24 protein-coding genes are annotated in these 25,011 nt (G+C 42.5%); 2 read left to right on the top strand and 22 right to left on the bottom strand.

All coding sequences use genetic code 11. The features are described 5' to 3' along the window. Window positions 1-72: 72 nt before the first annotated feature. The 6 genes from AB1L08_RS16340 to AB1L08_RS16315 form a co-directional block, all read right to left on the bottom strand. Window positions 73-699, bottom strand: a complete 627-nt coding sequence (locus AB1L08_RS16340) for a VOC family protein (protein ID WP_413065720.1) — start codon at window positions 697-699, stop codon at window positions 73-75. 63 nt (window positions 700-762) lie between these two features. Then, on the bottom strand, window positions 763-1,689 hold the full coding sequence (locus tag AB1L08_RS16335; protein ID WP_413065719.1) for an MBL fold metallo-hydrolase: 927 nt from the start codon (window positions 1,687-1,689) through the stop codon (window positions 763-765). A gap of 288 nt (window positions 1,690-1,977) precedes the next feature. Further along, a complete protein-coding gene (locus AB1L08_RS16330; RefSeq protein WP_413065718.1) occupies window positions 1,978-2,442 on the bottom strand; it encodes a hypothetical protein in 465 nt (154 codons plus the stop codon). 30 nt (window positions 2,443-2,472) lie between these two features. Further along, window positions 2,473-3,084 (bottom strand): DUF2812 domain-containing protein, encoded by a 612-nt coding sequence (locus tag AB1L08_RS16325; RefSeq protein WP_413065717.1) that lies wholly within the window; start codon window positions 3,082-3,084, stop codon window positions 2,473-2,475. Beyond that, window positions 3,077-3,424, bottom strand: coding sequence for a PadR family transcriptional regulator (locus tag AB1L08_RS16320; RefSeq protein WP_413065716.1), 348 nt, complete (start codon window positions 3,422-3,424; stop codon window positions 3,077-3,079). Before AB1L08_RS16320 ends, AB1L08_RS16325 begins: the two co-directional genes overlap by 8 nt. Before the next feature lie 572 nt (window positions 3,425-3,996). Further along, on the bottom strand, window positions 3,997-5,211 hold the full coding sequence (locus AB1L08_RS16315; RefSeq protein WP_413065715.1) for an SEC-C metal-binding domain-containing protein: 1,215 nt from the start codon (window positions 5,209-5,211) through the stop codon (window positions 3,997-3,999). Between the two features lie 197 nt (window positions 5,212-5,408). Between AB1L08_RS16315 and AB1L08_RS16310 the strand changes: the two genes are divergently transcribed. Further along, entirely contained in the window at window positions 5,409-6,536 is a 1,128-nt protein-coding gene (locus AB1L08_RS16310) for a CAP domain-containing protein (RefSeq protein WP_413065714.1), read from the top strand. 158 nt (window positions 6,537-6,694) lie between these two features. Here AB1L08_RS16310 and AB1L08_RS16305 read toward each other — a convergent pair whose 3' ends face one another. The 16 genes from AB1L08_RS16305 to AB1L08_RS16230 form a co-directional block, all read right to left on the bottom strand. After that, complete coding sequence (locus AB1L08_RS16305) at window positions 6,695-7,690, bottom strand: LLM class flavin-dependent oxidoreductase (protein WP_413065713.1); 996 nt, start codon at window positions 7,688-7,690, stop codon at window positions 6,695-6,697. Window positions 7,691-7,727: 37 nt separating this feature from the next. Further along, window positions 7,728-8,291 (bottom strand): flavodoxin family protein, encoded by a 564-nt coding sequence (locus AB1L08_RS16300; protein ID WP_413065712.1) that lies wholly within the window; start codon window positions 8,289-8,291, stop codon window positions 7,728-7,730. A gap of 379 nt (window positions 8,292-8,670) precedes the next feature. Beyond that, entirely contained in the window at window positions 8,671-9,171 is a 501-nt protein-coding gene (locus AB1L08_RS16295; RefSeq protein ID WP_413065711.1) for an aminodeoxychorismate lyase, read from the bottom strand. Next, window positions 9,161-9,541 (bottom strand): hypothetical protein, encoded by a 381-nt coding sequence (locus tag AB1L08_RS16290; RefSeq protein WP_413065710.1) that lies wholly within the window; start codon window positions 9,539-9,541, stop codon window positions 9,161-9,163. Before AB1L08_RS16290 ends, AB1L08_RS16295 begins: the two co-directional genes overlap by 11 nt. 226 nt (window positions 9,542-9,767) lie before the next feature. After that, complete coding sequence (locus AB1L08_RS16285; protein ID WP_413065709.1) at window positions 9,768-10,142, bottom strand: PaaI family thioesterase; 375 nt, start codon at window positions 10,140-10,142, stop codon at window positions 9,768-9,770. A gap of 86 nt (window positions 10,143-10,228) precedes the next feature. Then, window positions 10,229-10,384 carry a hypothetical protein gene (locus tag AB1L08_RS16280; protein WP_413065708.1) on the bottom strand — a complete coding sequence of 52 codons (156 nt, stop codon included), beginning with the start codon at window positions 10,382-10,384 and terminating at the stop codon, window positions 10,229-10,231. Beyond that, on the bottom strand, window positions 10,374-10,952 hold the full coding sequence (locus tag AB1L08_RS16275) for a hypothetical protein (protein ID WP_413065707.1): 579 nt from the start codon (window positions 10,950-10,952) through the stop codon (window positions 10,374-10,376). The genes AB1L08_RS16280 and AB1L08_RS16275 overlap by 11 nt, the downstream gene beginning before the upstream one ends. Beyond that, window positions 10,927-11,532 (bottom strand): DUF4062 domain-containing protein, encoded by a 606-nt coding sequence (locus tag AB1L08_RS16270; protein ID WP_413065706.1) that lies wholly within the window; start codon window positions 11,530-11,532, stop codon window positions 10,927-10,929. The genes AB1L08_RS16275 and AB1L08_RS16270 overlap by 26 nt, the downstream gene beginning before the upstream one ends. 238 nt (window positions 11,533-11,770) lie before the next feature. After that, window positions 11,771-12,715 (bottom strand): threonine ammonia-lyase, encoded by a 945-nt coding sequence (locus AB1L08_RS16265; RefSeq protein WP_413065705.1) that lies wholly within the window; start codon window positions 12,713-12,715, stop codon window positions 11,771-11,773. 67 nt (window positions 12,716-12,782) lie between these two features. Further along, window positions 12,783-14,750, bottom strand: a complete 1,968-nt coding sequence (locus tag AB1L08_RS16260) for an acetate--CoA ligase (protein WP_413065704.1) — start codon at window positions 14,748-14,750, stop codon at window positions 12,783-12,785. Window positions 14,751-15,068: 318 nt separating this feature from the next. Then, a complete protein-coding gene (locus AB1L08_RS16255; RefSeq protein ID WP_413065703.1) occupies window positions 15,069-16,193 on the bottom strand; it encodes a Ger(x)C family spore germination protein in 1,125 nt (374 codons plus the stop codon). Continuing rightward, a complete protein-coding gene (locus AB1L08_RS16250; protein ID WP_413065702.1) occupies window positions 16,190-17,284 on the bottom strand; it encodes a GerAB/ArcD/ProY family transporter in 1,095 nt (364 codons plus the stop codon). Before AB1L08_RS16250 ends, AB1L08_RS16255 begins: the two co-directional genes overlap by 4 nt. After that, a complete protein-coding gene (locus tag AB1L08_RS16245) occupies window positions 17,274-18,752 on the bottom strand; it encodes a spore germination protein (RefSeq protein ID WP_413065701.1) in 1,479 nt (492 codons plus the stop codon). Before AB1L08_RS16245 ends, AB1L08_RS16250 begins: the two co-directional genes overlap by 11 nt. Before the next feature lie 350 nt (window positions 18,753-19,102). Then, window positions 19,103-20,605, bottom strand: a complete 1,503-nt coding sequence (locus AB1L08_RS16240) for an aminotransferase class I/II-fold pyridoxal phosphate-dependent enzyme (RefSeq protein ID WP_413065700.1) — start codon at window positions 20,603-20,605, stop codon at window positions 19,103-19,105. Window positions 20,606-20,836: 231 nt separating this feature from the next. Then, window positions 20,837-22,240 (bottom strand): sigma-54 interaction domain-containing protein, encoded by a 1,404-nt coding sequence (locus AB1L08_RS16235; RefSeq protein ID WP_413065699.1) that lies wholly within the window; start codon window positions 22,238-22,240, stop codon window positions 20,837-20,839. Between the two features lie 158 nt (window positions 22,241-22,398). Next, window positions 22,399-23,955 carry an NAD(P)H-hydrate dehydratase gene (locus AB1L08_RS16230; protein WP_413065698.1) on the bottom strand — a complete coding sequence of 519 codons (1,557 nt, stop codon included), beginning with the start codon at window positions 23,953-23,955 and terminating at the stop codon, window positions 22,399-22,401. Window positions 23,956-24,601: 646 nt separating this feature from the next. On the opposite strand from AB1L08_RS16230, the gene AB1L08_RS16225 reads away from it, so the two are divergent. Next, window positions 24,602-24,778, top strand: a complete 177-nt coding sequence (locus tag AB1L08_RS16225) for a hypothetical protein (RefSeq protein WP_413065697.1) — start codon at window positions 24,602-24,604, stop codon at window positions 24,776-24,778. Window positions 24,779-25,011: the final 233 nt, after the last annotated feature.

Raw genomic sequence — 25,011 nt, 5'->3', positions numbered from 1 at the left:
AAGTGGAGGAAATTGGAAAAAACACCAGGATAACATCTTATTTACAGGGTTTTAACAACCTATATCACGGATTCAGGTAAGAGTTATTTCCATAGGAAAGATTTCGGACTTCTTCTCTGAAAACAGCCATCTTCTGCCCGTACTAGTTAAAAGAATAAAAACACCGTTCTTTTTTTCTTGCATAAAACTTAAAGAAGAGTTGGTAATCGGTTCATTATCACTTTCAAAAATGTTTATTTCTTTCAATTGCTCGCCGACACCAGGGGCGTCTTTGACAACTAAACCGATTTCACTGATATTCAAAATGTTATTTATTGAAAACGGGGTTTCTCTAACCGGGTTTTCATTATAGCGGGCTATGAGTTCGACAATATTTCCTGCCGGGTCTTCAAAATAGCAGGCATGTGCAGGCCAAAACGAAAAATCTGCCTCGTCTTCTCCATCTTCTAATAGAAGCGTTGTTTTTCCTTTCAACCATGCCTTTGCTTCTTGAAATTGATTGGATGGAATATTAAAAGCAAAATGATAATATGGTTCTCCTGTTACATTTTCATTATGAAATTCCAAAATGCTTGTCCCTGTTTGAATTTGAAACCGATTTGGGCTTTCATCACAAAGAGAAAAACCTAATTGTTTCGTATAAAACTCCTTCATCGCTTCCAATTTATCTGTTTGTAATTTTAGTAACTTTATTTCCATAAATATTATATCCTCCCTCTATAAGCGAGATTGCCAATTTCGAACTTTGCTTTTTTTCTGCTGCTATATGTGCAGAGTTTCGCCTAAGTTCAAGATTTTCAGTTGATCTTTATCCAGTTGCAGACGATCCCATTCTTGATGAAGGCGGGATAGCGCTTGTTCGGCTGTATCATCGGCGAGACGGAATGCACCGTAATGCATGGGGATGAACTTCTTGGCGTTTAGGTCGAGGAATGCCAAGATCGCTTCTTCGGGAGTCATATGTGATTCCTGCATAAACCATTCGGGTTCATAGGCGCCGATCGGCAGGATCGCCGTATCGATTTTGTAGCTTTCGCCAATCATTTTATATCCGCGGAAATAACCGCTGTCCCCGGCGAAGAAGATGCTATGGCCAAGTTCTCCGGACTTTTGGATCAGCCAGCCTCCCCAATGCGAAGTGTTCATATCCCATAGTGTGCGCCGTGTCCAATGCTGGGCCGGCATCATCGTGAAGGCAACTTCTTGAATGATGGTACTTTGCCACCATGGCATCTCCTCTACATTGGAGAATCCTTTGCGGCGGAGCATCCGGGATAGCCCTTCCGGAACGAGCAATGCAGGGCTGCCGGGTAATGCTTTCAATGAGCGAATATGTAAATGATCGTAATGTGCATGAGAGATGAGGACAATATCGATCGGCGGCAGTTCATGGATGCTGAGGCCAGGATCAGACTGGCGTTTGGCGAAGCCCATCCGCAAAGCCCATACGGGATCGGTCACGATGTTAAGTCCTCCGCATTGAATCAAAAAAGTCGAATGTCCGATCCATGTAATCGTGTTTTTCGTACGGTTCGTTTGCAGGAATGAAATCTCCTTCACGTCACTTTGCGGCACGACATAGCTGAGATCAGGTACTTTCGCCCTGCGTTCGCGCTGCCATTTTCGTAAATCCTTCAATGACTTATTTGCCAATACTCCATCGAGATTGCTATAACGTTTTCGTTTCATAAGCCTGTACTCCTCATGACGAAATCTGTTTAGGTGAATAAATGACGTATCAGTTCGGAACCATGCACAAATAATTTGGGCGCTGCTTTGCATGATAAGTTCCTTTGCAGCCAAACAACACCCCTTACTGCTCATTGTAAATCTTATTTTTTTCATTATCCTGCCAGGAAAAATTTTTGCTTAATAATATGGCCGTCTTGGCTATTTTATTGACAGAAAACAATTTCCGTTTTTTTAAAATTCTTTTGTGTTTCATCACTCTGCAATTTATGCCCTGAAATGGAATAACTAATTTACTTCTAAAACAAAGGCATAAAAGGCGTCACCATGAGATAAATTCGCTTCTTTTTCATCCATCCACCATACGCCATAAGAATAATAATAAACTCCGCTTTGTGCAGGTGCGGTAAAACGGTTATCTTTAACCATGACTTCAGTTTCCTTGTTGTTACTCATTTGTACAACATGAAATTCATTCGGTTTCGGTTCATAGTCCATCACAAAAGTTATAGTTTCACCGGGTTTAACTTTTATAGGCTTTTTGTCTTTTAAGAGCTCAATTGGCCCAGCAGTATCAACACAGGTACCTTTTCCTCTACTATTCCAACAATAAGTGCCCAGTGTTGTTTCAAATCTTTCATTATCAATCTCTATAAAAGCTTTTGGCGGCTTTTCTTCTAACATCACCTCATTCGAACATCCAATCAGGTTAAGTCCAATAAGACATATTAATGTACATAACCATTTATTCATTCATGCACCTCGCCCCCTAATAGACGGTCTCTATTTATTGTTTTGCAAATACAGTTGATTCGATTTATAACCAAAGAACAAATACGAGATAATTGCCAGCGGAACAAACGACCAAGCCAGTCCCCGCATCAGTGCAAATGGTGTTTCAAATAGAAAGGAAAACCAGAAAGATGCTCCCGTCTTATCCCATAAACCAGGTGTAAAATAGAGCTCCTTTGGATTAATTAACGCCTTGAAATTCATGATATCTGTCAAATAAAATACTACTAACAGCGGTATAAAACTTATCGCCGATTCAAAAAACATATTTGCAACTCTTTTATATCTGGCAGCTTTTGAATGATTATCGGAAAAAATCTCATCCCCGGCGGTATCGTCTATTTTTTTAAAGTATTGAAACCCTGAGCTTTTGGTGCCGGCGAGATGTTTCCAGCCACTGTCCTCAAACATCGTACAATAATCGATGAAATCCTCCTTTTTATTGAATTTTCTGAAGTCCATTTTTATAGTTGCTGTTTCAGGAACTCCCTTTTGAAATTGATATCCGAATAAAATATTTTGTAAATGGTAACCGTCATTCGCCATTTGCTCCAGCCATTTTTCTTCTTTTTCAAAGTCGATAAAGAATTTAAACTTATACATTTTCTACCCCTCCGTTACCTGACATTGCCAAAGGCAGCATTTTTTCAGTTATCTGGACAATGTGCTTCATTCGTTCGCAGTCCAGTCGCAATACCTCTCGGCCCTTCTCTGTGATGACATATGTTTTTCTCCGTTTATCCGTACTTTTTACTGCAGTAATGAATTGCTGTTTTAGTAAGTTTTCAATTGCTCCATACATCGTACCTGCAGCAATCTTCACATTGTGATTACTTAGCTTCTCGACTTTTTGCATCATAAGATAGCCATGAGCGGGCTCAAGTGCGGATAATAAAATATAATAGGTTGTTTCAGTCAATGGTAAATATTTATTTAACTCCATATCATTAATCACTCCCAATTTCCCAACTTATATACAGTCTAACTATACAGTTACAGTATATATCGTTGAACTGTATAAATCAATAATAATATAATTGGATAATCGGAAAATAGTGTGGTATGAGGGTTAAAAAGCCCCCTCCTCCTTTGCCTTAGCTTGAGAAAAAAGAAACACGCCAAAAACGGTCCGTTGATCGAAATAAGTAATAAAGCCTTGTCCGCCAGAGAAATATGGCAACTGTATGATATTGACGGATAAAGATGGGCAGGTTCATCACATCAGGGGTTTCAGGCATCCCGGAAACAAAACACAGAGACATTTACAAAAAACTGGAGTGAAAGATCCGTTAAAAAGAGAGAGCAGAATAGCCGGAAAAAGGTTGTAGTGACCAAAATAAAAACAAATATCCCGGGAAGACGGGATTTCTAAGCATTTTTGTCGAAACTTGGGCTAAAGGAAAATGAATATTGGACATGAATAAAGCCGATTTTTCCTATGATGGAATTCATCGGCAACAACAGAAGTTCTTTATCGCCTTAGAAGGCGATTTCTTATTCCCTTTTAAACCGTAGTTAATGCTTTCCGCAGCACTTTTTATATTTTTTGCCACTCCCGCACGGGCATGGATCGTTTCTGCCAATTTTCTTTTTTTCTTCCGGCTTGGTTGGTGAGGTTGGGATCGGTTTTAACAATTTCTTTTCTTGTTCAAATAATTCATCAGATGTATAGCCTTTAAGTATCCATTGTCTCGTATCATTCATAAGATGAATAACCTTTTCCATGCAAGCCTGGATACCATCAAGGTCTGTAAATTCCAATCTGGTTTGCAAAAATGAAAAAATATCCTTGGGACCATGGTCGATTCTCGTTGCATACACACACTCTTCTGCAATGAGCTCTGCCTCTTCTTTTGTGATTTCATAATTTTGTGTCAGAAAATGAACAAACTGCCTGAAGCCTTTCGTCTGATCGACAAAACCCGGCTCGCCGGCTTTTAGCAGCTGCTCTTTCGAAAACGGGAAAAAATCAAGATCTTTCCGAAGTTTATGTTCCTTTTTTACTTGATCCGGATCAAATACCCGGATGTTGGACAAGCCGGCTTGTTCAAACCGGGTTTCCTGATAATAGGATTGGGCATTATCCATTAAAGACAAATACTCCGATAGAATGAAATCATATGCTGAATATTTTTCAATAAACTTTGTTAATTGATTGATCGTAAGGGTACCGTAATAGTAAAGCAATCCGTACGTAAGCCTGATCCATTCCGTGTTTCTTTTCATGATGGACAGAAATTTTTTGTCGTTCACGATTAATGACAGCGGTTCGATCAGATCCTGCGGTATGGCGAGTATCCTTTCCCCTTGATGGGTGCCCGTGAAAATGAAGCCTGTTGAACGCAAATATTCAACTTGAATTTCTTCTAATTCCAAAGGACCAGCTAATATATATCCGCCATTCTGGATTATTTTTTGGAGGAGTTTGCAGCGTTCCAGATCCATCCATAAACAAATTTGACCAAGCATTTTGGGAATCTTTTCTTGAAATAATTCAATTAATTCCCCCTTGTTCAAACGGCTTGCCCCTTTTATCCCTGTACGGTTTCTGATGTCACTCAATTCGTCTTTTGTCAGCTTTGAAAGGCCATCATACAAAGTAATGGGAACAGCCATGTCGCCCCAAATCTTTAATTCTTTCCTTTGCCGGATTTTGGCAGTTGTTTCCTTCAGCTTGTCCAAAGCAAAAAGCATTTGTTCAAGCTCTTTTTCACTTAAATTCCCAGTCAACAAAAATCACTCCCTTTTTTGCGGGATAAAGTGTTTATGCTCAATAGAATGCTGCTCATATTGTAAACAAAATAATAATATTTGGTCGTCATTCTAACTTTAATTACCAATTGGAGTCATTTCCATTTTCCCTAAAAACATAATAAAATGAAAGCAATATGAATTTTTATTCACGAAACCGAAAGAGGGAATCCTTTTTGAAGTTTTTTAGAATACTTCTTATTTGTTGTTTAGCCGCTGGATTCTTTTTATATATCCAAAATAAGGATCAAACGGTTTCGGATGGCCAATCCGCCCTAAGCAGCATTCACTCCTATATTGAATCTTTTTTAAAGAAGCCGGAAGTTGAAAAAATAAGGAGTGTTTTGGCGGAGGGGTTCCAGGCGCTTGCGGAAAAACTGCAGGAGCCGGATGAAACGAACGGGGAGCAGCCGAAACTTGTCAAAACCCCCGATTTGAAAACCCCGCAGGAGCAATCTTTTTCCATTCACAATATAGAAATTGGAGATTCAAAGGAAGAAGTTGAAAAACAGGCCGGACCGGCACAAAGGGCATCCTATAATGAATATGGGGTCAAATGGCATGCGTATCATCAAAACTATCAAAATTTCTTTATGGCATCGTACGATGGGCAGGGAAAGGTGAACGGCTTATATACAAATCAGGATCTGATTTCGTCCAGACTCGGGATCATGATCAACACACCGAAGGTATCTGTGGTGAAAAAGCTCGGTGAACCGATGAAGGGAATTCAAAAAGGCTTTGTACTGTATCAGGTTCAAAATGACGGCGAATACCATCTGTACGAGCTCGACAATTGCTATGTAACGGTCTTTTTCGATCAGCATAACGATGACAGGGTAACTGCCATGCAAATCATCCGCAAAGATCTGGAGGAGCATAAAAAAGGTTTTTTTGCCGACGGGAACAAGGCGCTTCGGGAAGGGTTTGAATACCAGCTTTTTGATCTGACAAATGCCGCAAGGGTGAAAAACGGGCTCCCTCCCCTTTCATGGGATGACCGTGTCAAAATGACGGCACGCGGCCACAGTGCAGATATGGCCAAAAACCAATATTTCAGCCACGAAAATATAGACGGCCTTTCCCCTTTTGACCGCCTGGAACAGGATGATATCACTTACAAGGCTGCAGGCGAAAATATTGCTGCCGGCCAGGTGAGCAGCATCTTTGCCCATGAAGGGCTGATGAACTCGCTCGGACACCGGGAAAACATATTGAATCCCCATTTTAACGCATTGGGCATTGGTGTTGCCTTTGATAATGAATCCAAACCGTTTTATACGGAAAACTTCCTGGGGAAATGAAAAAAGCTGTGATTTGCAGCTTTTTTCTTCAATGGGTCGCTTCCTGCAATGAAAAAATGTCCATCCAATCCGCTTCAAATTCAATATTGCATTGTTTGCAATGAAATGCACATGTCCCCAAATCTTCTTTTCTGCGTTTACTCTTCACTTATTTTTCCTCATTTTAACATTTTTTCGGCGATTAATCTGTAGGAATGGATCCTGTCCCCCGGTGAATGAGTGATCGTCAAGATCATGATTTCTTCCGCTTTATACATTGCCTGCAGCGTTTCCAGTTTGTGCTTGATCTCATCGGGGTTCCCGATCATCATCTTCTTTTTCATTTTTTCCAAGGCCGCTTTTTCCTTTGAATCCGGCTTATATTTTTTAGCGTCCGGAATGGACGGAACATGGTGCATGCTTCCCTTTTCTCTTTGCAAGGACCAGACGAGCCAGCTTGATGCAATATCTTCCGCTTTTTCAGCCGTTTCGGCACATACCGCCGAAACGGTTATCATCACACGGGGCTTGCTGTTTTGTTTCCTCGGCCGGAAACGTTTCATATATTGCAGGATAATGGCTTGTCCGTCCTGGTCAGTCATAAAATGTCCAAATGTATAAGGAAGACCGAATTCCGCTGCCAATAACGCACTTTTTTGGCTTGTGCCCAAAAGCCAGGGAGCCGGCGCGATTTCCGGAATGGGAGATGCCGACAATGTCTCATACTGGTTGTCAGTCTGAACCCCTCCTTCCAAAAACGCAAGCAGATCCTTCACAAGATCGGGCATATTCCAAACGTTTTGCAAAAAATGTTCAGATAGCGCATTCGCGGCTGCTGCAGAACCGCCCGGCGCCCTTCCGATTCCGATATCTACCCGCCCCGGGAACAATGTTGCCAATGTATTGTAAATTTCGGCCACTTTATACGGTTTGTAATGCGGCAATAACACAGCCCCCGGGCCGATCCGGATTTTCTTTGTGTTTGCGCCGATATAACCGAGCAGCACCTCCGGGGCAGAGCATGCAAGCCCGGGCAAATCATGGTGTTCGGCAATCCAATAGCGTGAGTATCCAAGGGACTCCCCTGCTTGTGCCAATTTCAAAGATGCTTCAAGCGCTTCTTTAGGTGTTTGATTGGAAGAAATGGGTGCCTGATCAAGTATGCTTAATTTCATATGCCATGCATCCTTCTTTGACTTTTACCCCATTGTATCACTTTGATGGTGGTTGCGCCTCCAAATGCAGTTTCTTATTCAACTCGGCGGCTGCAAATAGCGCTTCTTTGTCCTCATGAATATCACCGGGTTTGTTTCCATTTCCTATGATATACCCTTCAAAGGAAATGCCAATAAAATCAAAAATATATTGAAATTGTTGAATCATCGGCAAACCTTTCAAGCGCGGCTGATCTCCCCCTGCCGCAATGACAAAAGCTTTTTTGTTCTTCATCGCTTCTTTGAAACCGGGATACCTGGCATCTCTTAATGTTTGTGACCAACGATCGATAAAATTTTTCATTATCCCTGACATGCTATACCAATATATTGGTGTAACAAATAAAAGAATGTCATTTGGCATGATTCGGTCAATGATCGGATCATAATCATCATTGACAGGATGAAATCCTCCCTCTGCGTGCCGCAGATCTTCAATCGGGTGAATGTGATAATTCCTTAAATAGACTCTTTCCGCAGTTATTCCTTGTAAAATATTTTCCGCCAATATTTCTGTATTGCTCTCCTTGCGGGTTCCTCCGTAAATAACTGCTATCGCCATTATCAGACCTCTCCTTTACTCTGTTGTTTGTAGTTGTTGCTTATTTACAATCAGTTTACTATTAAAGAAATGGAAACAAAATGGGATGTGACCATATTCAAAACCGGGGGATGGTCAGGAACCTGTTACCCCTTATACACTTTATTTGATAAAAACCGATTTTTAAAGCATCAAAAGTATTTAATTTACCAACATCAACCATCCTCAAGAAATATAAAATTATCTATCGGTTATGGAAGTGGCGTGTTATTATTCTTATATTTATAACGTATTTTTCTAAAGGAACATTCATTGCCAAATGTCATTAAAACGAATAGAAAAAAACCGATTTTCCTTGCTCTTAGGAAGAATCGGTTTTAAATTTTATTTAGGGAGAATATCACTTTTTAAAAATAGAGGATATGATTTCATCATAGCTCATTTCACTGTCCACTTTATACATGCCAGGGCGCAAATGATTTTCCACCCCTTTTTTCTCAACATTTTTGGAAAACTTGAATCCATCATCAACAAGTTTCGCTTTTTCAAGCATTTTGCCCACATCGATGCTGGTCATTCCTTGTGTTACATTGATGATGACTGTATTTACCTCTTTTTTGTCTTTATCTTGGTCTTTTATTTCTTCCTGTGCTGCTTTTTTCGCTTCCTCCACACTTTTATCATATTCTTCCGCTGTTTGTACAATAAAGCCCGCTGACTCCAGTTCAGCTTTCATTTCTTCATTGCTAGGCTTGATGATCTTGCTTTCTTCCTTCTTTTTTTCCGTTGTTTCAACAGGAGGTTTTGAAGCTTCCGTTCCGACTGTGAAATAGGCAGCGCTGCAAATGACCGTGGCCAGAAAAATTCCGGCTGCAAAGCCGGCCAAGCTGTTAATTTTCATTTGCAACTTTTCTCCTTTCACTCTTTGGTGCTATGTAGGTATCGATGATTTGTCTAATTTCATTTTCCGGCATGCGTGTTTTCCGGGCAATACTATCAATAGAATATTTGCGTTTATAAAGATCAAGCACTTCACGCAAAAAATGCCTTTCCTGCACCGGAAGCTCAATTCCCGCCTTGTTGACGATAATTTCGATGTCATGCTCAATATTTGAAATCATATCACGCAATTCATTGATTTCGTTCATATTGGTTATGTGAAGAATATCTATTTCCTCCTGCCGTTCTTTTGATTCTTTGCGGGAAGAAACAAAAGATATGATAAGCAGCAAAGCCGATAAAGCAAACAGACCAGCCAATATCCATTCCATTAAACAAACTCCCCCTTCTTTTTAAATTACTCCGCTAATATTATACATCGCCAACTTAAATTTTTCGACTTGAATATGGGAAATATGACAAAAGGCATATGCTTTAGTAAAAAAATCCTTAAAAAAAGGGTCTATTTTAGGAGAATGTGTTTAAAAAAGACAGTATGCCCAACTTTCAACAAAAAACCGAACTTCCCACAAGGAAAATCGGCTGTTTTCGGCAGAATTATTTTGTTCGAAACAAGATCGCTTTTGATTTCGCCACCAGTTCTTCTTGATCGTTGTAAATGAGGCACTCTGTGTGAACCAATGTCTTGCCCGCTTTTTCAATCCGGGCTTTAGCAGTCAATTGTGAACCTGCAGCAGGTTTCAAAAAAGAAACATTCAAATCAACCGTCAATGCCCGCTGGACGCCGGCCTCATTTGCCGGAACGAGGTTCGTCATGGCCACATCGGCCAAAGAAGAAATAACGCCTCCATGCACGACTCCGGCACTGTTTATAAACAGGTCCTGAATAGGTACGGTAATTTCCAAATGTTGATCATCCCGCTTTTTATATTGAAAGCCCAAAAACTCGTCAAGTGGCTGCTTTATGAACATGTGTTCACCTCTCAATCATCTTCGTCTCCATGTTAGCCATTGGCAATAGGATCCAGTTGGCCAAATTCATTGATGATTGATCCGTTTTAGTTTACATGGCGTGAAGATGTTTTAATATTGGATAATTTATTTTTTAAGTTGGCCCGATCCCGTTTCATCTTATTTAAACGATTTGTAACCACTTTTTTTCCATATTCTTTTGGTGCTGAGGCGATTAAAATAACGTTTTCCTTATCCTTCAATTGATAAACCCCCCAGTAATTTTTTGACAAAATAACAATAGGAATAACCCTTTGATTCCAGTATAGCATGAAGGATGTCTTCCTGATAAGTTTGGAGTTTAAATTGATCCCATCCCCCCAATAATGGAAGATGGAAGCAAAAAATATAGGGTCCCGCTTTAAACAGAAAATAACACGTCCTTTTTTCAATCGAATAATAAAGTTTTTCATTATTCAGATGATCATGGTGTGTTTGCACAACAAATGATGTAAAATCATCCAAAGGAAAGTCTTCAGGTGTGGCAATTCCATCATATTCTTTACAGATCATTTGGTCGCCCATTTTTTCATAAACTGTTACAGCATTCGAATCCATAATGGCCCCAATTGATTCTTGATGATATTTCGTTTGTTGTGCAAAAATATCGAAGCCCGTCATTTGTGATCGCAATATCGCCAGGAATCGCCTCCAATCACTTATCTCACCATTATGAAGCAAACCAATCAGTTCCAGAGAGTTCTCATAATAGTCGCCGTATACTTGGACATGCTCAATGCTTTCTTCAATCTCCGGACGAATGTTTAACAAATTGTATGCTTTCCTTAAACAAAGAAGAGAAATAAGCTTTTATATTGGATGCTATTTCTGTACCAATGGAACATTTTTCAAAATAAATTCCTTTTTGTTCAAGATCATATAAAAAATACCAAACATAAGGCTCAACATGAAAAGATTGAACGTCAATATTCTGATCTATTAAATGTAACATGGAATCAGGCGCTTTATCATGTTCTTGTACATAGCTTTCAATAGCTTTCAGAATTTGAGGACGAATTTGTTGGAAATAGGTATTTAGCACTTCATCGAATACATAAACAATTAAACGCTTCTTTTCGTGATATGCCCGCAAAAATTCCAAATGCGTGACAGTTTTTCCTTCATCCTCTAACATGGTACCAGCTTTATCTGCAATAAAAAGAAGGAAAATGTCACTTTTGGAAACGTATTCTAAACAAGTTTGAACAGAATCCTCGTGGATATATCTCATCGAATCTTCAAATCGTACAGGTTTATGCCCTATGCTATGGATAGCTTCAAAAGCTGATTTTCTGATGGAAGTAAGGGAATCTTGAGCAACAGAGCTAATAAAAATCGTTGTCTGATCCATAAATACTGCTCCTTCATTTCTCTTTAAGTGCGTGTTCAAAAAATAAATCAGAAGGGCGACTAAAGGCACCACGTCCTGTGGCAACGTCGACAAGCACATCCTGTGCGTCGCAAGAAAGTTGAGGCGGCGAAGTTTTGAGCAGCGCAAAAACGAGTCAACGAAGAGATTTTCCGCATATCTTTGGCGACTTTTTGAACAACCTCTTTAATACATTTATTTTTATCTGACTTGATGATGATCATTGGGTGAACAGTGAAGAAATAATAGACGGATCCACATTTCCTCCCGATACAAGAGCAACAATTCTTTTCCCTTCCGCGTTTCTCTTCATCGCCCCTGCCACCGCCACTGCTGCGGACGGTTCAATCACCTGTTTCATGAAAGTAAAAACACTCGTAAATGCTTCTTTGATCTCTTCTTCCTCAATCAAAACAATATCATCGACATAACGCCGGACAATCGGGAAAGTCAATTCTCCCGGAATGGAAGTGCGCAATCCGTCTGCGATTGTTGTGGTGGCACCGATGTTGATTCTCTTTCCTTCTTTAAAGGATTGATAGGTATCGGCGGCGATCGCCGGCTCTGCACCAATGATACGTACCTTTGGATTTGATTCCTTAACAGCCGGTGCGACTCCGGAAATAAGCCCGCCTCCGCCGATTGGAACATACACCTCGTCAATGTTGTCGAGCTGTTCCAATATTTCCAGGCCTGCTGTTCCCTGTCCTGCCATGATGTGCGGGTGGTCGTAAGGAGGAATGAATGTTGCGCCACTTTCTTCACATATGGCTTTGGCGCGGTCAATTCTTTCATCTGATGTTGTGCCGCAATATTCAAGCTGTCCATTGTACGCCCTGATGGCTGCTTCCTTGCAGCGGGCAATATCTTTTGGAACAACGATCGTTGAGCGAATCCCCAGCACATTGGCGATATACGCAACCGCTTGGCCGTGATTGCCGGAAGAAGCAGCCAATACATGTTTTATATGGTCATTGGCCGCTTTTATAACTAAATTGGCCGCTCCTCTAATTTTAAACGAACCGGTTTTCTGTAAATGCTCACCTTTTAAAAACAAATCATTTCCGGTTTTTCCGGAAAGCGTACCGGAGCTTATGACAGGTGTCCGCTTTACGAAATGACCTATTCTTTCTCTCGCTTCCTGTATATCTTTCAACTCAATCATTGCGTATCCTCCTTGCCGCAAAAACAAGAAAACTTGGCGGCCGCAGCCAAGTTTTCTTGTCGACGAATTATTGTACGGCTTGATCCTTCGCTAAAACGGTTTTAATATGTTCCACTGAATCCGGATCCTCAAGCCCGGTAATGTCTCCGGCGATATCACCTTTTAACACGATTTCTTTCAACAGACGGCGCATAATTTTTCCGCTGACCGTTTTTGGCAATGATTCTGTAATGATCACTTGTTTTGGCTGGGCGATTTTTCCGATATTCTGGATGATCGCATCCGAAATTTGCTTTTTGATCTCTTCCTCATTGTCCGCTTGTTCGGAAAGTCTTACAAATATAAAAGGAACCTCACCTTTGATGGGATCCGGAACGCCAATGACGGCCACTTCCGCCACGCCGGGCGTTTCCAATACGGCGCTCTCCATCTCCATCGTACTGAGCCGGTGGCCGGCCACATTAAAGGCATCATCTGAACGCCCCACGACCCAGAAATGCCCATCGTTGTCTTTTAACGCAATATCACTGGCAAAATAAGCCCCTTCTACCTGGCTAAAATAGGCTTGATAATATCTTTCCGGTTCTTTCCAAAGGGTGCGGCAAAGCATTGGAAACGGTTTGCGGATAATCAGGTTTCCAAGGGTCATCGGCGGTACCGGTTTGCCTTCATGATCAACGACATCCATATGGGCGCCAAGAAACTCCACGCCTGCCGACCCCGGTTTCATTGGGGTTAACCATGCGGCACCGGCCAAAGGGGTTCCCGCTGTTTCTGTCTGTCCCCACGTATTGTTGACATATATTTTCTTTTTCCCAAGCACTTCATATGTCCAATGCCATGTTTCGGGATCGAACGGTTCACCCACCAAAGCAATGACATCCAAACAATCAAGATGGTACGGCTTAATCGCTTTTTCTCCCAAGCTTTTGAGCATGCGAAGGGCAGTTGGAGCCGTAAACAATTTCGTTACCCGGTATTTGTCAATCATTTGATAAATGCGGTCTTTTTCGGGATAATCCGGCGCGCCCTCATAAATGACAGTCGTCACCCCGTTTGCAAGCGCTCCTGCAATGCCCCATATATGCATGGTCAGCCAGCCGATATCAGCCGAACACCAGAACACGTCATCCCGCTGAAAGTCCATATGGTATTTTGCGTAAATATAGTTTTGGACAACAAAAGCAATGCCCGAATGAACGACCCCTTTCGGTTTTCCGGTCGTTCCGCTCGTGTAAAATACGATCCCTGGTTCATTTGCTTCCACACGTTCGGGTTCACATTCAATGCCGACCGTTTTACGGATTTCATGCCACCAGACATCGCGTCCTTCCTTCATATTCGGATTCGTATTTAATCTGTTGACGACGAGAATGGTCGTTACAGAAGGGATGGAATCAATCACGCGGTCTACTTTTTCTTTTAACGGGATGATTTTTCCGCGGCGAAAGCTCGCATCGGCTGTAACGACTACCTTCGGTTCGTAGTTGATTAACCGGTCTTTTAACGCCCTTTCGGAAAATCCGGAGAAAATGGAGTTGTATACCGCTCCCAGCCTGAAGCAAGCCAATACGGCAATAAATGCTTCCGCCAGGTTGGGGAGATAGATGGCAACAGCATCCCCTTTTTGCACGCCGAACGATTTGAGAGCGTTTGCAAATCTGTTTACTTCGGCAAGGAGCATATTATACGTGTAAAATTGCGCATCCCCATTTTCACCTTCCCAAATGATCGCTGTTTTATTCCCCAACCCGTTTTCTATATGGCGGTCCAGTAAATTCACGCTGGCATTGCTAATTCCGCCTTTAAAAAAGGAAAAGTCGGGGAGATCCCCGGAAATGGTTTCTTCCCATCGTTCATACCAAAATAACTGTTCCGCAGCTTCCTCCCAAAACTTTTCCGGATCTTGTTTGGATTTTTCCAGGATCATTGCAAACGTTTCTTTGCTTCCATCTGCCGTTCGACGGATTTTTTCCTCCCGCGGCTCAATGAGCAAACTGTTTTCAACGACATTTTGAATACCGGCCGTGTCCATCATGTTTCCTCCTCGATTTGTTTTGTGTTTATCCTTTTATTTATACTTCGAGCTTATTTTCTTTTTTCCTACTAAATAGCGTAAAATTTTTAAAAAATTATATTGATCGCTGTTTTTTTGCAAGGCAAATAACCTTTTTTACCGTGAGCACCCCTTCATCTCCTGATTGTTTAAAGGATGTGCCCAGCAGCGAAAACCGGAAAAACGGACATCAAGAGTGAGTCATGCTGTCATTATGGGTCCCGACGCCGTAACAGCGTCGGGAATGGTCTTATGGTTGTACTTTGTTGGGCGGTCAAGTTTTTTGTTGTTGGACAATCAATTAATAATCCCGTGACGGATGATTTTTACATGGAATGCGGCTTCAATCGGAATTTCAGGGTAAACTTTTTTCCAATCGTTTTTTTTCCATGTGGAATGATGGTACGCTTGCACTTTTTCTCCGAGCCCCAGTGAATCATTATTGGCCTCTTGCATTTTCGCCAAGGTCTTTTTCGCGATTTTATTTAACTTGTTCTCTATTCTTCTTGAAAGGTCTTTCACTTCTTTTTCTTCATTTAAATGATCTATTGCATATTCATCAATCTCCACTTCGAGCTTTACATTTACCTTTGCATGAATTTGTCCGTTTTTTACATTCACCTTTATGTTTCGTTTGTTGCCCCGTACGGCAATATTTACAAAGTTCTTTTCATGCTTTTTTTTGTCGCTGCTTATTTTTAGGTTTAATGTTGTGCCTTTTGGCTTTTGATCCGACAGAATCAGGAACATGCTCGTTTCCTTTATGTTCAATGTGCCTGTAAATCGATCACCATTGAATAATGCCAAACCTTTTACGTTAGGTAGTTTATCCTGCTTTAAACTAACATAAGGCAGCACAAGATCTTTCCCTTCTGATAGAATAATTGGACAAGCGCTTTGCACATTTTCATTTTTCGTAATTCCCGCATCTTCCGCACTATCAAGAAGCTCTGAATAAACATCACTGACAAGCATGGACTCCCCCGTCTTGGCAGATAATGCATCCTTTGCTTTTCCGTCAAAGACGGCCAACGTGGCATTTAACGGACCTCGCAAATCCCGATAAATGGAATCCAAAGTTGGAAAAATGCCATGGGAAGCCAATTGTTTACCCAAAAAAATGACCTTTGCTTTGGAGTTGTCAAATTTTTCGGGAATAATCTGGTCCATATGATTTTCGGCATATTTGACTGTATCCCCGGTTTGAGATAATACTTTACTGTCATTTAAAGGTAAACTTTGCTGGCCGCCACCACGATTGCTTTTCGGAAAGGTAACCGTTTTGAGTATCTTTTCGTCGTTTGTCCGATCGTATCCAATGGCTAATACAAGGCTGTGTTCCTTTAATAAGCGCTGATCCCAGCATCCGGCAAGAATGATGGCCAGTATGGCTGCCCAAATAAAAGCTGATCGATTATTCATCCGCTGCTCCCCCGCTCCTTCTTGTTGAAAATGATGGAAATGAGAAGAACTAAAACCGGCAAGCCAAATGCGAAAGGAAAAATAAACAGCTCCTGGATCCTGGATATTGACTCTATGTCATACGTTCCACGAAAAGTCATCGCCGACAAAAAGCATATGCCTGCAACCACGATGACGTAATTTTTTATTTTATTTGAATTCATGACAATGGACAGCCCCAATGAGGAGGCGTATAACATCGTCATGAATGTAGTAGCCACCAGGACAATCCACATCGACGTAAACAGCAAATCCGGCCTTTCAATGATTCGAAAAGAGAATGATTTAATTAAATATAAAACAGGTTCAGGTACAAGCTTCAATTCTCCCGGACTAAAAAAGAGCAAACACGTTAAGACCAAGAATGAATAAAAAAGTGTAATAAAGATATTGGCAATCGTCGCTGCTTTTAGTACACCCCTTTTATTTGATTGAACAAAAGGATGGATGACCAACAATAGCTCGAATCCCTGAAATGTATACAGGGCGGGCTGTATACCTTGAATGACTGGATGGACTCCATTGCTTCCGACAGGCAAAATATATGTAATATTTGCATCTTTTAAGGCATAGGCAGACAAACCTATAAATCCGATTAAAACAACGGAGGAAAGTACAAAGAAACGGGCCATGAGCTGCAGATTATCTTTTACAAGATAAACCGCTGTAACCACCATCAGCACGAGCAATAGCCATTTGGGTGTCAGCGGCATCATCCAGGCTTTGAGGATATAGGAAAATTTCGCGAGTACCAGACCTCCAATGCCGATAAAATACATGCTATATAAGATGACGATCATTTTCCCGATCCATTTTCCAAAGATAGATTGGACAATCCCATACAAATGACTTGATGGAAAACGCATCATTAATGCTCCGAATAAAAGGATCGTAATTTGAATGATGACTCCCGTTAACAAAACAGATATCCAACTGTCTCCCTTTGCCTCCATAAAAACGTCAAAAGGCAAAGTAATGACACCTACTCCTACCTGGCTGTGAATCAATAAAAAGATCAACTGAAATTGGGTTATTTCTTTTTTAGCGGCCATGCTTTTCCCATTCCCTTGATGCCCTTTGTTTGACCAGCTTTTCCGCTCTTACATTATTGGGACGCTCGTTCAGTGTCCAGATTGGAAAACGGACTATGGCATCCTTTAAATCTTTTAATTGCAAGGGAGCAAAAGGCGCGATATACGGCGTCCCGAAGGATTCCAATTTGCACATATGAATGATGATGATCATTAAAGCGAATACAATGCCGACAAATCCGAGAGTGGCTGCGGCAATCATGATTGGAAAAGAAAGAATGCGGACTGTATTTCCCATTTCATAAGAAGGTAAACAAAATGACATGATCGCAGTCAAGGCAATGACAATCACCATCAAGTTTGACACCAGGCCTGCATTGATGACTGCATCCCCGATAATAAGACCCCCGACAATACCGATTGTCTGGCCGATTGGCGATGGAAGCCTGACTCCTGCTTCACGTATTAATTCAATGGTGATCGCCATGACGAGCGCTTCAAAAAACGGCGGAAACGGAATATCTTCAATAGAGCTTTTTACAATCGTCACCACATCATATGGAATAATATCAAAATGAAATGCAACCACAGCAATGTATATGGCTGGAAGAGTGAGCGCTCCCCAAAAGCTAAATAATCGCAGCAAACGAAAAAAGGATCCTCCATAAAATCTGATAATGTAATCGTCAGGCGTCTGAAAGAAGGAAAAAAATGTGACAGGCACAATCGATGCATCCGATGCCCCTTCGCTCATAATGATCACCCGCCCCTCCATCAAATGAGCCTCCGCCCGATCAGGTCTTTCAGTAAATAAAATTTGCTGGAACGGAGAAAACGGATGATCTTCAATGCACTCCTCAATATAACCCGGACTGAAAATCATGTCGGTTGAAATCGATTCAATCCGCTTTTGAACTTCCTCAACGATTGATGGATTTGCAAGCTCGCTCATATAGATCATCGCTATGTTTGTATTCGATTCCATTCCCAGTTTAAAATATTTGATCTTTAGCTGGCGATCTTTTATACGCCTTCTAATCAGGTTTAAATTAATATCGATATTTTCCACAAACCCCATGTGTGCCCCCCGGACAACTTTTTCATTATCGGGTTCCTCAGGTGTCCGGGTGTTTATCTGAACGCTGCTAAATAGGAAACACTCTGTGCGGCCTTGTAAAAAAAGCGCACAATCCCCTTTGAGCAAGGCGGATACAACCTTATTAAGATCATCCGTCTTACTAAATTCCGGGCTTGTAATAAGATCCTCAATATGTTGTCCATCTTCGGCTTCAGACAATGGGAGCAAAAAACTTCGTTGTAATTGCTCTGTATCTGCCATTGTTTCCAAGTAAATGATAACTCCGGGCATTTTTTTCCATGTCACTTTCCGCATTTTTAAATCATCCGTATGGAATAAAGCCGAGAAAATATATTGAACATTTTTCTTAATGGAAGGATTTACCGATTTCATTTCGTTTTTGACGGTCATTTTTAACGGCTTCCCCTTATTTTTTTTAAATAAAGACATGGCGATCGCTCAACTCGTTCCGTGTAATATTGGTACAAGTATTTACAGTAAATGCCTATCCTATTCAAATAAACGCACATAGAAAATGAATGGAATCCCGCTTTTCATCATAACCGAATTCAATGCCAAAAACAGGCAGAGAAAACGTATTGTTTCCCCTGCCTGTTTGATTCTGATCGCATCTACTGTTCCATCTCATGGGTTGACTTGGAAATCTAAACTTTTTCAATTCGATTTGTTACATCCCGCTTAAGCCTGCCTGAAGAATTGATGACGGTTGGTTCAACGAACAATCCGTACTGGTTGACATTTCATGATTCAATGACATATAACGTTTTCATTGCAGAATCAGACGGGCTTTGGAAATAGGCACCCATTTCATGCAATTGTTGAATGGTTGCTATGTGGCCCGCCGTAATTTCTTCCCCGGGTGTTAACAGCGGAATTCCCGGCGGATACGGCAATACCGTTTCTCCGCAAAGGGAACCGACTGCATCTTCCAGCTTTACTTTATGCCGCGGCATATGAAAAGCATCATGCAGGGAAATTTGAGGTGTATACAAAGAGCCCTCTTTGGCAAACATGACAATTTCTTTTTGTTCCCGTTCCTTGGCGACAGTTTTTTTCAACTTGGCATCAATGGATTGGATCGCTTTAACGACTCTGGCTATATTCTCCTCTTTTTCATTAATGGAAAACAAAAAGACAATATTGCGAGGATCGCTGATTTCTGCTGTGGCCCCTTCTTCATAAAACATATCGAGCAACCGATATCCGGTGACAGTTTCATTTTTGCAGGAAATAATCCACTTTAAAGGATCCCTGTATTGAACTTCCTGGCTTCCTTCCCATATATCCAATGATTGAAGCTCGGATGACAGGCGAATTCGTCTTTGCTCCAGGCGATTGACGGTTTCTTCTAGTTGCTTCCTTCCTTTTTCCACCACATGTCTCCGTGCAAGATCCAATGAAGCGAGCAACGGGTAGGAAGGACTTGTTGATTGGATCATGCCCAACACTTGAGCCAATCGTTCCCGCGAAACACGATTTCCTTTTACGTGCAGCATCGACGCCATTGTCATCGCCGTCAGCATTTTGTGGGTCGATTGGACAACGAGGTCGGCGCCTTGTGACAGCGCTGACGGCGGCACCCCGTCTGCATGGCCAAAGTGTGCACCATGTGCTTCGTCTACAAGAAGAGGAACATCTGCTTTATGGCACATTTCAGCCAATCCCGAAATGTTTTGGCTCATGCCGTAATAGTTCGGATTTGTTACCCAAACCGCTTTTACATCGGGGTTTTTCTTTAATGCTTCTTCTATATAATAAATATCTGATACCATGGCGGCCTTTGTTGTCGGCTCAATGGCCGGTGCAATATAAACGGGATGGGCACCCGCTAATAACAGACCGTGAAAAACAGATTTATGCATATTGCGCTGTACGAGTATTTTATCTCCCGGGCTGCATAAAGCGAGTGCTGCCCCGATATTGCCAATGGTGCTGCCGCCGACAAGAAAGAATGTATGGTCCGCCCCGAAAGCATCAGCGGCCAAGGCTTGTGCATCGGCAATAAAATCCGTCGGATGGTGCAAATCATCAATGCCGACAGACTCTGTTGCATCAATTTTCAATACCTTGGAAAAATGGCCGTAGCCTTCCTCATCAAAAACGCGCCCGTCCTTATGGCCCGGAACATGCATCGATGTTCGTTTGCTTTCTTCATATTGACAGAGCGCATCGTAAAGGGGCGCTTTCGAATGATCTAATTCTTTTTTAATCGGTTTCTCCAAAGTTCCCAATGATTGGCTCATTCCGAGTTCTCCTCCCAAACTGTAATTCATGTGAATAGAAATACATGTGAATTCGTTTGCATAAACAAATGCTTCCTTTCATTCAACTACATTATGCAATTAACATGCCAACTATCGGAAGGATCGGATAAATGTTGGTATAACAGGCTTTTCACATAAAATGCCGACATTTTCTCTTTCGGAAATGGAGGAAAAAACAAAAAGAAACCGCCGAAAATTAGGCAGTTTCTTTTACTGATTGAGTTTTGCCAGCTTATATTGCAAAGTTTGGCGGGGAATGCAAAGCAGCCGGGCCGCTTTCTGAATATTGCCTCCCGCCTCCTCCAACGCTTCGTTAATTAATCGGGCCTCCGTTTCCAGCAGCACGTCCCGGAGCGGCTGAATATGGCCGGGTTTTTTCGTTACGTTAACACTTTCCCCGATATGCTGCGGTATATGTTCCCATGTAATGATATCACCGTCCATCATGTTCATCGATGATTCAATCGCATGTTCCAATTCACGCACATTTCCCGGCCAGGGGTATGCTGTAAACCATTTTAAAACCTTATCTGAAACGCTTGTTACGCGCTTTCCAAACAGAGAATTATATTTTTGGATAAAATGGTCAACCAGTAATGGTATATCTTCTTTTCTTTCTCTTAAAGGCGGGATTTGCAATTGTATGACGTTTAATCGGTAGTATAAATCGGCCCTTAGTGTTTTCTCTTCTACACATTTCCGGGCGGGTTCGTTCATTGCAGCAATGATCCGGACATTGACAGCCCGTTCCTTCATTCCGCCAACCCGGCGTATAAGACCATTTTCCAGCACACGCAAAAGCTTTGCTTGAATGTCCAGCGGCATCGAGTTCAGTTCATCCAGAAACAACGTTCCGCCATCGGCAATTTCAAACAAACCGGGGCGGTCAACGGCCCCCGTATAACTGCCTTTCGCCGTCCCAAATAAAATACTTTCCAGCAATGACGACGGGATCGCTGCACAGTTTTGGGCAATAAACGGCGCCGACCTTCTCGGGGATGCGTTATGGATCGCCTGAACGAGCAGTTCTTTCCCTGTTCCGGTTTCCCCGTAAATTAATATGGGGGAGGAAGTTGCCGCTGCTTTAAACGCTTTTTCTTTTATCAGTTTAAACTGGTCATTTTTCGTAATAATATCTGTCATTCGATATTTGGCTCCGGTTTCATGTTGTTTGGCTTTTTTTTGACCATGGCCCGTTTCAACCTTTGCCTGCAAGTCAATCAGTTTTTCGGAAAGCTGTTTTACTTTTGTGATGTCTTTTGCGATTTCCACTGCCCCAAAAATGTCTCCATTTACCTTGATCGGCAGCGTGGTGTTCACTGTATCGATTAAAACCCCGCGCATATTGCAATAGGATTGGCGCTGATTATAGATTGGCTGTCCGGTTTGTATCACTTTTAACAAAGTGCTCGTTTCCACTGTCAGTGATGGAAACACATCGAGCAAATGTTTGCCGAGGACTTCTTCCCCTTCCACCCCGTCCAATTTGGCGGCTATGTGGTTATAGAAAATGGAGACGCCGTTTGCATCAACAGCGTGAATCCCTTCATCGATTGTGCTTAAAATGGCGTGGAGAATCTCTTTGTCCTTTGTCTCTGTCAAGTTGAGCAGCATGATCGATTCCCCCTTTTTAAAAAAATAAAAAGTGCTGAATTTCTGTCAATTCCATGCCGAAATTTCGGCGCATCTTGATTATAAAATATGATACGATCTATTTCACTTCATTTTGAACTAATTGGACAAGGAAAATGTTTACAAGAACATTTGCATCATTACGACTGTGCCATCTCGTTCAGCATTTCTTTTATGCCGACAATGAGATCGAGCGGCGTTACTCCGTAACGGGACAACGTTTCGGCTTTTTTCTCCGCAGCCTTCGCGTGGAGATAGCTTGCTGAGATCATGGCCTCAAGCGGCTTCGCTCCCTGGGCCAGGAATGAAGCGATGAGACCGGTCAGCACATCGCCGCTGCCCCCCTTTCCAAGTGCATCATGTCCGCAAGGATTGATGTAAAGGTCGCCCGCAGGTGTTGCAATAATGGTTCTGTGGCCTTTTAACAGCAAATGCAAACGGTGTTCCTTAGCGAAAGATTTGGCTACTTCCAAACGGTTGATTTCAACCTCTTTTATCGTAGTGTTTAATAAACGCGCCATTTCCCCGGGGTGGGGTGTAAAAATCATGTCGCCTGGATAGGAACCTATCAGATGCAGATTGTCACGCAGCAATGTCAAGGCATCTGCATCGATGATAAGGGGCTGTCCGCTAAACTTTGCGATGAGAGCTGCCAGCCATTGTTCACCGCCTTGAAATCTGCCCATTCCGGGGCCGATGGCGGCTGCATCATATTGGTCCAGTTTTAATGCCAGCTCTTCAATCGCTTTCTCGGAGAAATGCCCGTTATGATCTGTCAGGGGATAAAAGAGCGCTTCCGGAAGCTGGGCCGCCGCCAATGGGTAAATACGCTCGGGAACAGCTGCCGTAACCAGCCCTGCACCACTGTGAAGGGCCGCCTTCGCCGTAAAGATCGGCGCGCCTATATAGGAATGTGAACCTCCTATCACAACAACATGGCCAAAGGTGCCTTTATGCCCGGTTTTCGGTCTGCCCGGCAAAGAAACGGCTGCCAGGGAACGAGTGATTAATTCAGGCATTTTCAATTCCAATGTTTCGGCAATCATCGGTGGAATGGATATATCCGCTGTCTGCCATTCACCTATATATGCCGGACCTTCATTCAAAAAAAATCCTTTCTTGGGACAAACGAATGTAATCGTCTTTGTGGCCTTCACGGCCACCCCTTCCACCCGTCCATTGTCACTGTTGACACCTGAAGGAATATCGATCGCCAGGATCCATTTTTTACCGAAGTGTTCATTTATGAGAGAAATGACTTTGTCAAAAGGCTCCCTTGCAGGTCCTTGCGCTCCGGTTCCGAGAAGGGCGTCCACTATGACATCTGCACGTTCCAACATGTTTTGGAGCCCGCAAATGGAATGTTCGTCCCAGTAAAAAATGGGGATTCCCCTTTTTATTAGCACATCGTAATGTATTCTGGCATCCCCTTTGATACGGGATGGGTCAGCAAGCACCCATAAACATGGGTCATAGCCCATGTCAAAAAGCCTGCGGGCAGCTACAAATCCATCACCGCCGTTATTTCCGCTTCCTGCCAGAATGATGATGTTTGTCTTTTTGTCTGCAAAACAGCGAGTAATTTCTTCGGCAACCCTTGCGCCGGCATTTTCCATCAACACCGCTCCAGGAAGCCCCATTTCCTCTATTGCATATTGATCAATCAATTGCATTTCTTTTCGGCCTGCAACAAACATGTCCCATCCCTCCTTCTTCTCATTATAACGGGTTTACGTGCCTTCAACACACAAGAAAGCGCAAGCGCTTTGCCCATCGGCTACAGACTGAGCTGAAATGTGGAAGACGGCCGCTTAGGGGCGACAAGCGCTGGAGGGCAATACAGCGAAGTCGTTCTTTGACTTCGTTGGATTGACCGAAGCGACCTCGAGCCCCTGCCGTCTGCAACTAGACAAAAGTGCCTCCGACGAGATAAAGGAAACACGGCGAGGGACGCAGGCTCAAGCAGCGACATCCTCGAAAAAGCTTACGCTTTTTCTTCTTCGTGCGATGACGATGCTGTCGAAGCTTTCCTTGTCCTGTCGCGTCTGCACTAGGACGTCCTGTCCGTCGGCAGGCTCAGGCTGTGACGTCCTGTCACTTCGCCTGCACTAGCACGTCCTGTGCGTCGGCAGGCTCAGGCTGTGACGTCCTGTCACTTCGCCTGCACTAGCACGTCCTGTGCGTCGGAGCTGGACACAGAAAATTTTCTTACTATATATCATGAATTTAAAAGCTTAACACGCAATCATTTTAGACGAGCGGTTTTCATTATTAATTGACCCGGTACGCCATTGCCCAATCAGGCACTTGGAAAACGGGCAGTGGAACGGAGCCCCATTGCCCGTGCAGGCACTATTTCACCGAAAACGGGAAATGGAACGGCTCGCCTTTGACCGCGCAGACGCTATTTCACCGAAAACGGGCAATGGAATGGCACGCCATTGCCCGCGCTGGCGTTATTTCATCGAAAACGGGTATTGGCCGATTTATTCCTGGACAAGGAATTCGTTTGTCACGTAAAATCTTCAACGCTTTCATCACTCTGTCTAATCGAATAGCGAAAACCAAGCAAACACGTTACTGCTTTTATGGATAAATGCAATTAAAGGCCTTGGGAAGTGATCGACCGGGTTATTGTCAGATTTTAACGTTACATTCAAACGTTCATTTTGCATAAATCACAGACCACCCGTTCAACGGGTGGTTTGACTCAGCCCTGTAAGGGCATGTTACTGGCAACGCCTTAAAGGCGT

The sequence above is a fragment of the Siminovitchia jepli genome (assembly GCF_047228825.1).
Classification (GTDB): Bacteria; Bacillota; Bacilli; order Bacillales; family Bacillaceae_C; genus Siminovitchia.
This window is presented reverse-complemented; position numbering and strand designations above follow the sequence as displayed.

Coding starts and splice junctions, on each gene's coding strand:
- AB1L08_RS16305 (WP_413065713.1), bottom strand. CDS start 7,690: ATGAAATTAAGCATACTTGATCAGGCACCCATTTCTTCCAATCAAACA.
- AB1L08_RS16230 (WP_413065698.1), bottom strand. CDS start 23,955: ATGTTTGTTGCAGGCCGAAAAGAAATGCAATTGATTGATCAATATGCA.
- AB1L08_RS16235 (WP_413065699.1), bottom strand. CDS start 22,240: ATGCTGCTCAACTTGACAGAGACAAAGGACAAAGAGATTCTCCACGCC.
- AB1L08_RS16330 (WP_413065718.1), bottom strand. CDS start 2,442: ATGAATAAATGGTTATGTACATTAATATGTCTTATTGGACTTAACCTG.
- AB1L08_RS16300 (WP_413065712.1), bottom strand. CDS start 8,291: ATGGCGATAGCAGTTATTTACGGAGGAACCCGCAAGGAGAGCAATACA.
- AB1L08_RS16260 (WP_413065704.1), bottom strand. CDS start 14,750: ATGGACACGGCCGGTATTCAAAATGTCGTTGAAAACAGTTTGCTCATT.
- AB1L08_RS16285 (WP_413065709.1), bottom strand. CDS start 10,142: ATGTTCATAAAGCAGCCACTTGACGAGTTTTTGGGCTTTCAATATAAA.
- AB1L08_RS16265 (WP_413065705.1), bottom strand. CDS start 12,715: ATGATTGAGTTGAAAGATATACAGGAAGCGAGAGAAAGAATAGGTCAT.
- AB1L08_RS16295 (WP_413065711.1), bottom strand. CDS start 9,171: ATGAAAATTAACAGCTTGGCCGGCTTTGCAGCCGGAATTTTTCTGGCC.
- AB1L08_RS16250 (WP_413065702.1), bottom strand. CDS start 17,284: ATGGCCGCTAAAAAAGAAATAACCCAATTTCAGTTGATCTTTTTATTG.
- AB1L08_RS16290 (WP_413065710.1), bottom strand. CDS start 9,541: ATGGAATGGATATTGGCTGGTCTGTTTGCTTTATCGGCTTTGCTGCTT.
- AB1L08_RS16270 (WP_413065706.1), bottom strand. CDS start 11,532: ATGGATCAGACAACGATTTTTATTAGCTCTGTTGCTCAAGATTCCCTT.
- AB1L08_RS16240 (WP_413065700.1), bottom strand. CDS start 20,605: ATGAGCCAATCATTGGGAACTTTGGAGAAACCGATTAAAAAAGAATTA.
- AB1L08_RS16255 (WP_413065703.1), bottom strand. CDS start 16,193: ATGAATAATCGATCAGCTTTTATTTGGGCAGCCATACTGGCCATCATT.
- AB1L08_RS16340 (WP_413065720.1), bottom strand. CDS start 699: ATGGAAATAAAGTTACTAAAATTACAAACAGATAAATTGGAAGCGATG.
- AB1L08_RS16245 (WP_413065701.1), bottom strand. CDS start 18,752: ATGACCGTCAAAAACGAAATGAAATCGGTAAATCCTTCCATTAAGAAA.
- AB1L08_RS16325 (WP_413065717.1), bottom strand. CDS start 3,084: ATGTATAAGTTTAAATTCTTTATCGACTTTGAAAAAGAAGAAAAATGG.
- AB1L08_RS16320 (WP_413065716.1), bottom strand. CDS start 3,424: ATGGAGTTAAATAAATATTTACCATTGACTGAAACAACCTATTATATT.
- AB1L08_RS16335 (WP_413065719.1), bottom strand. CDS start 1,689: ATGAAACGAAAACGTTATAGCAATCTCGATGGAGTATTGGCAAATAAG.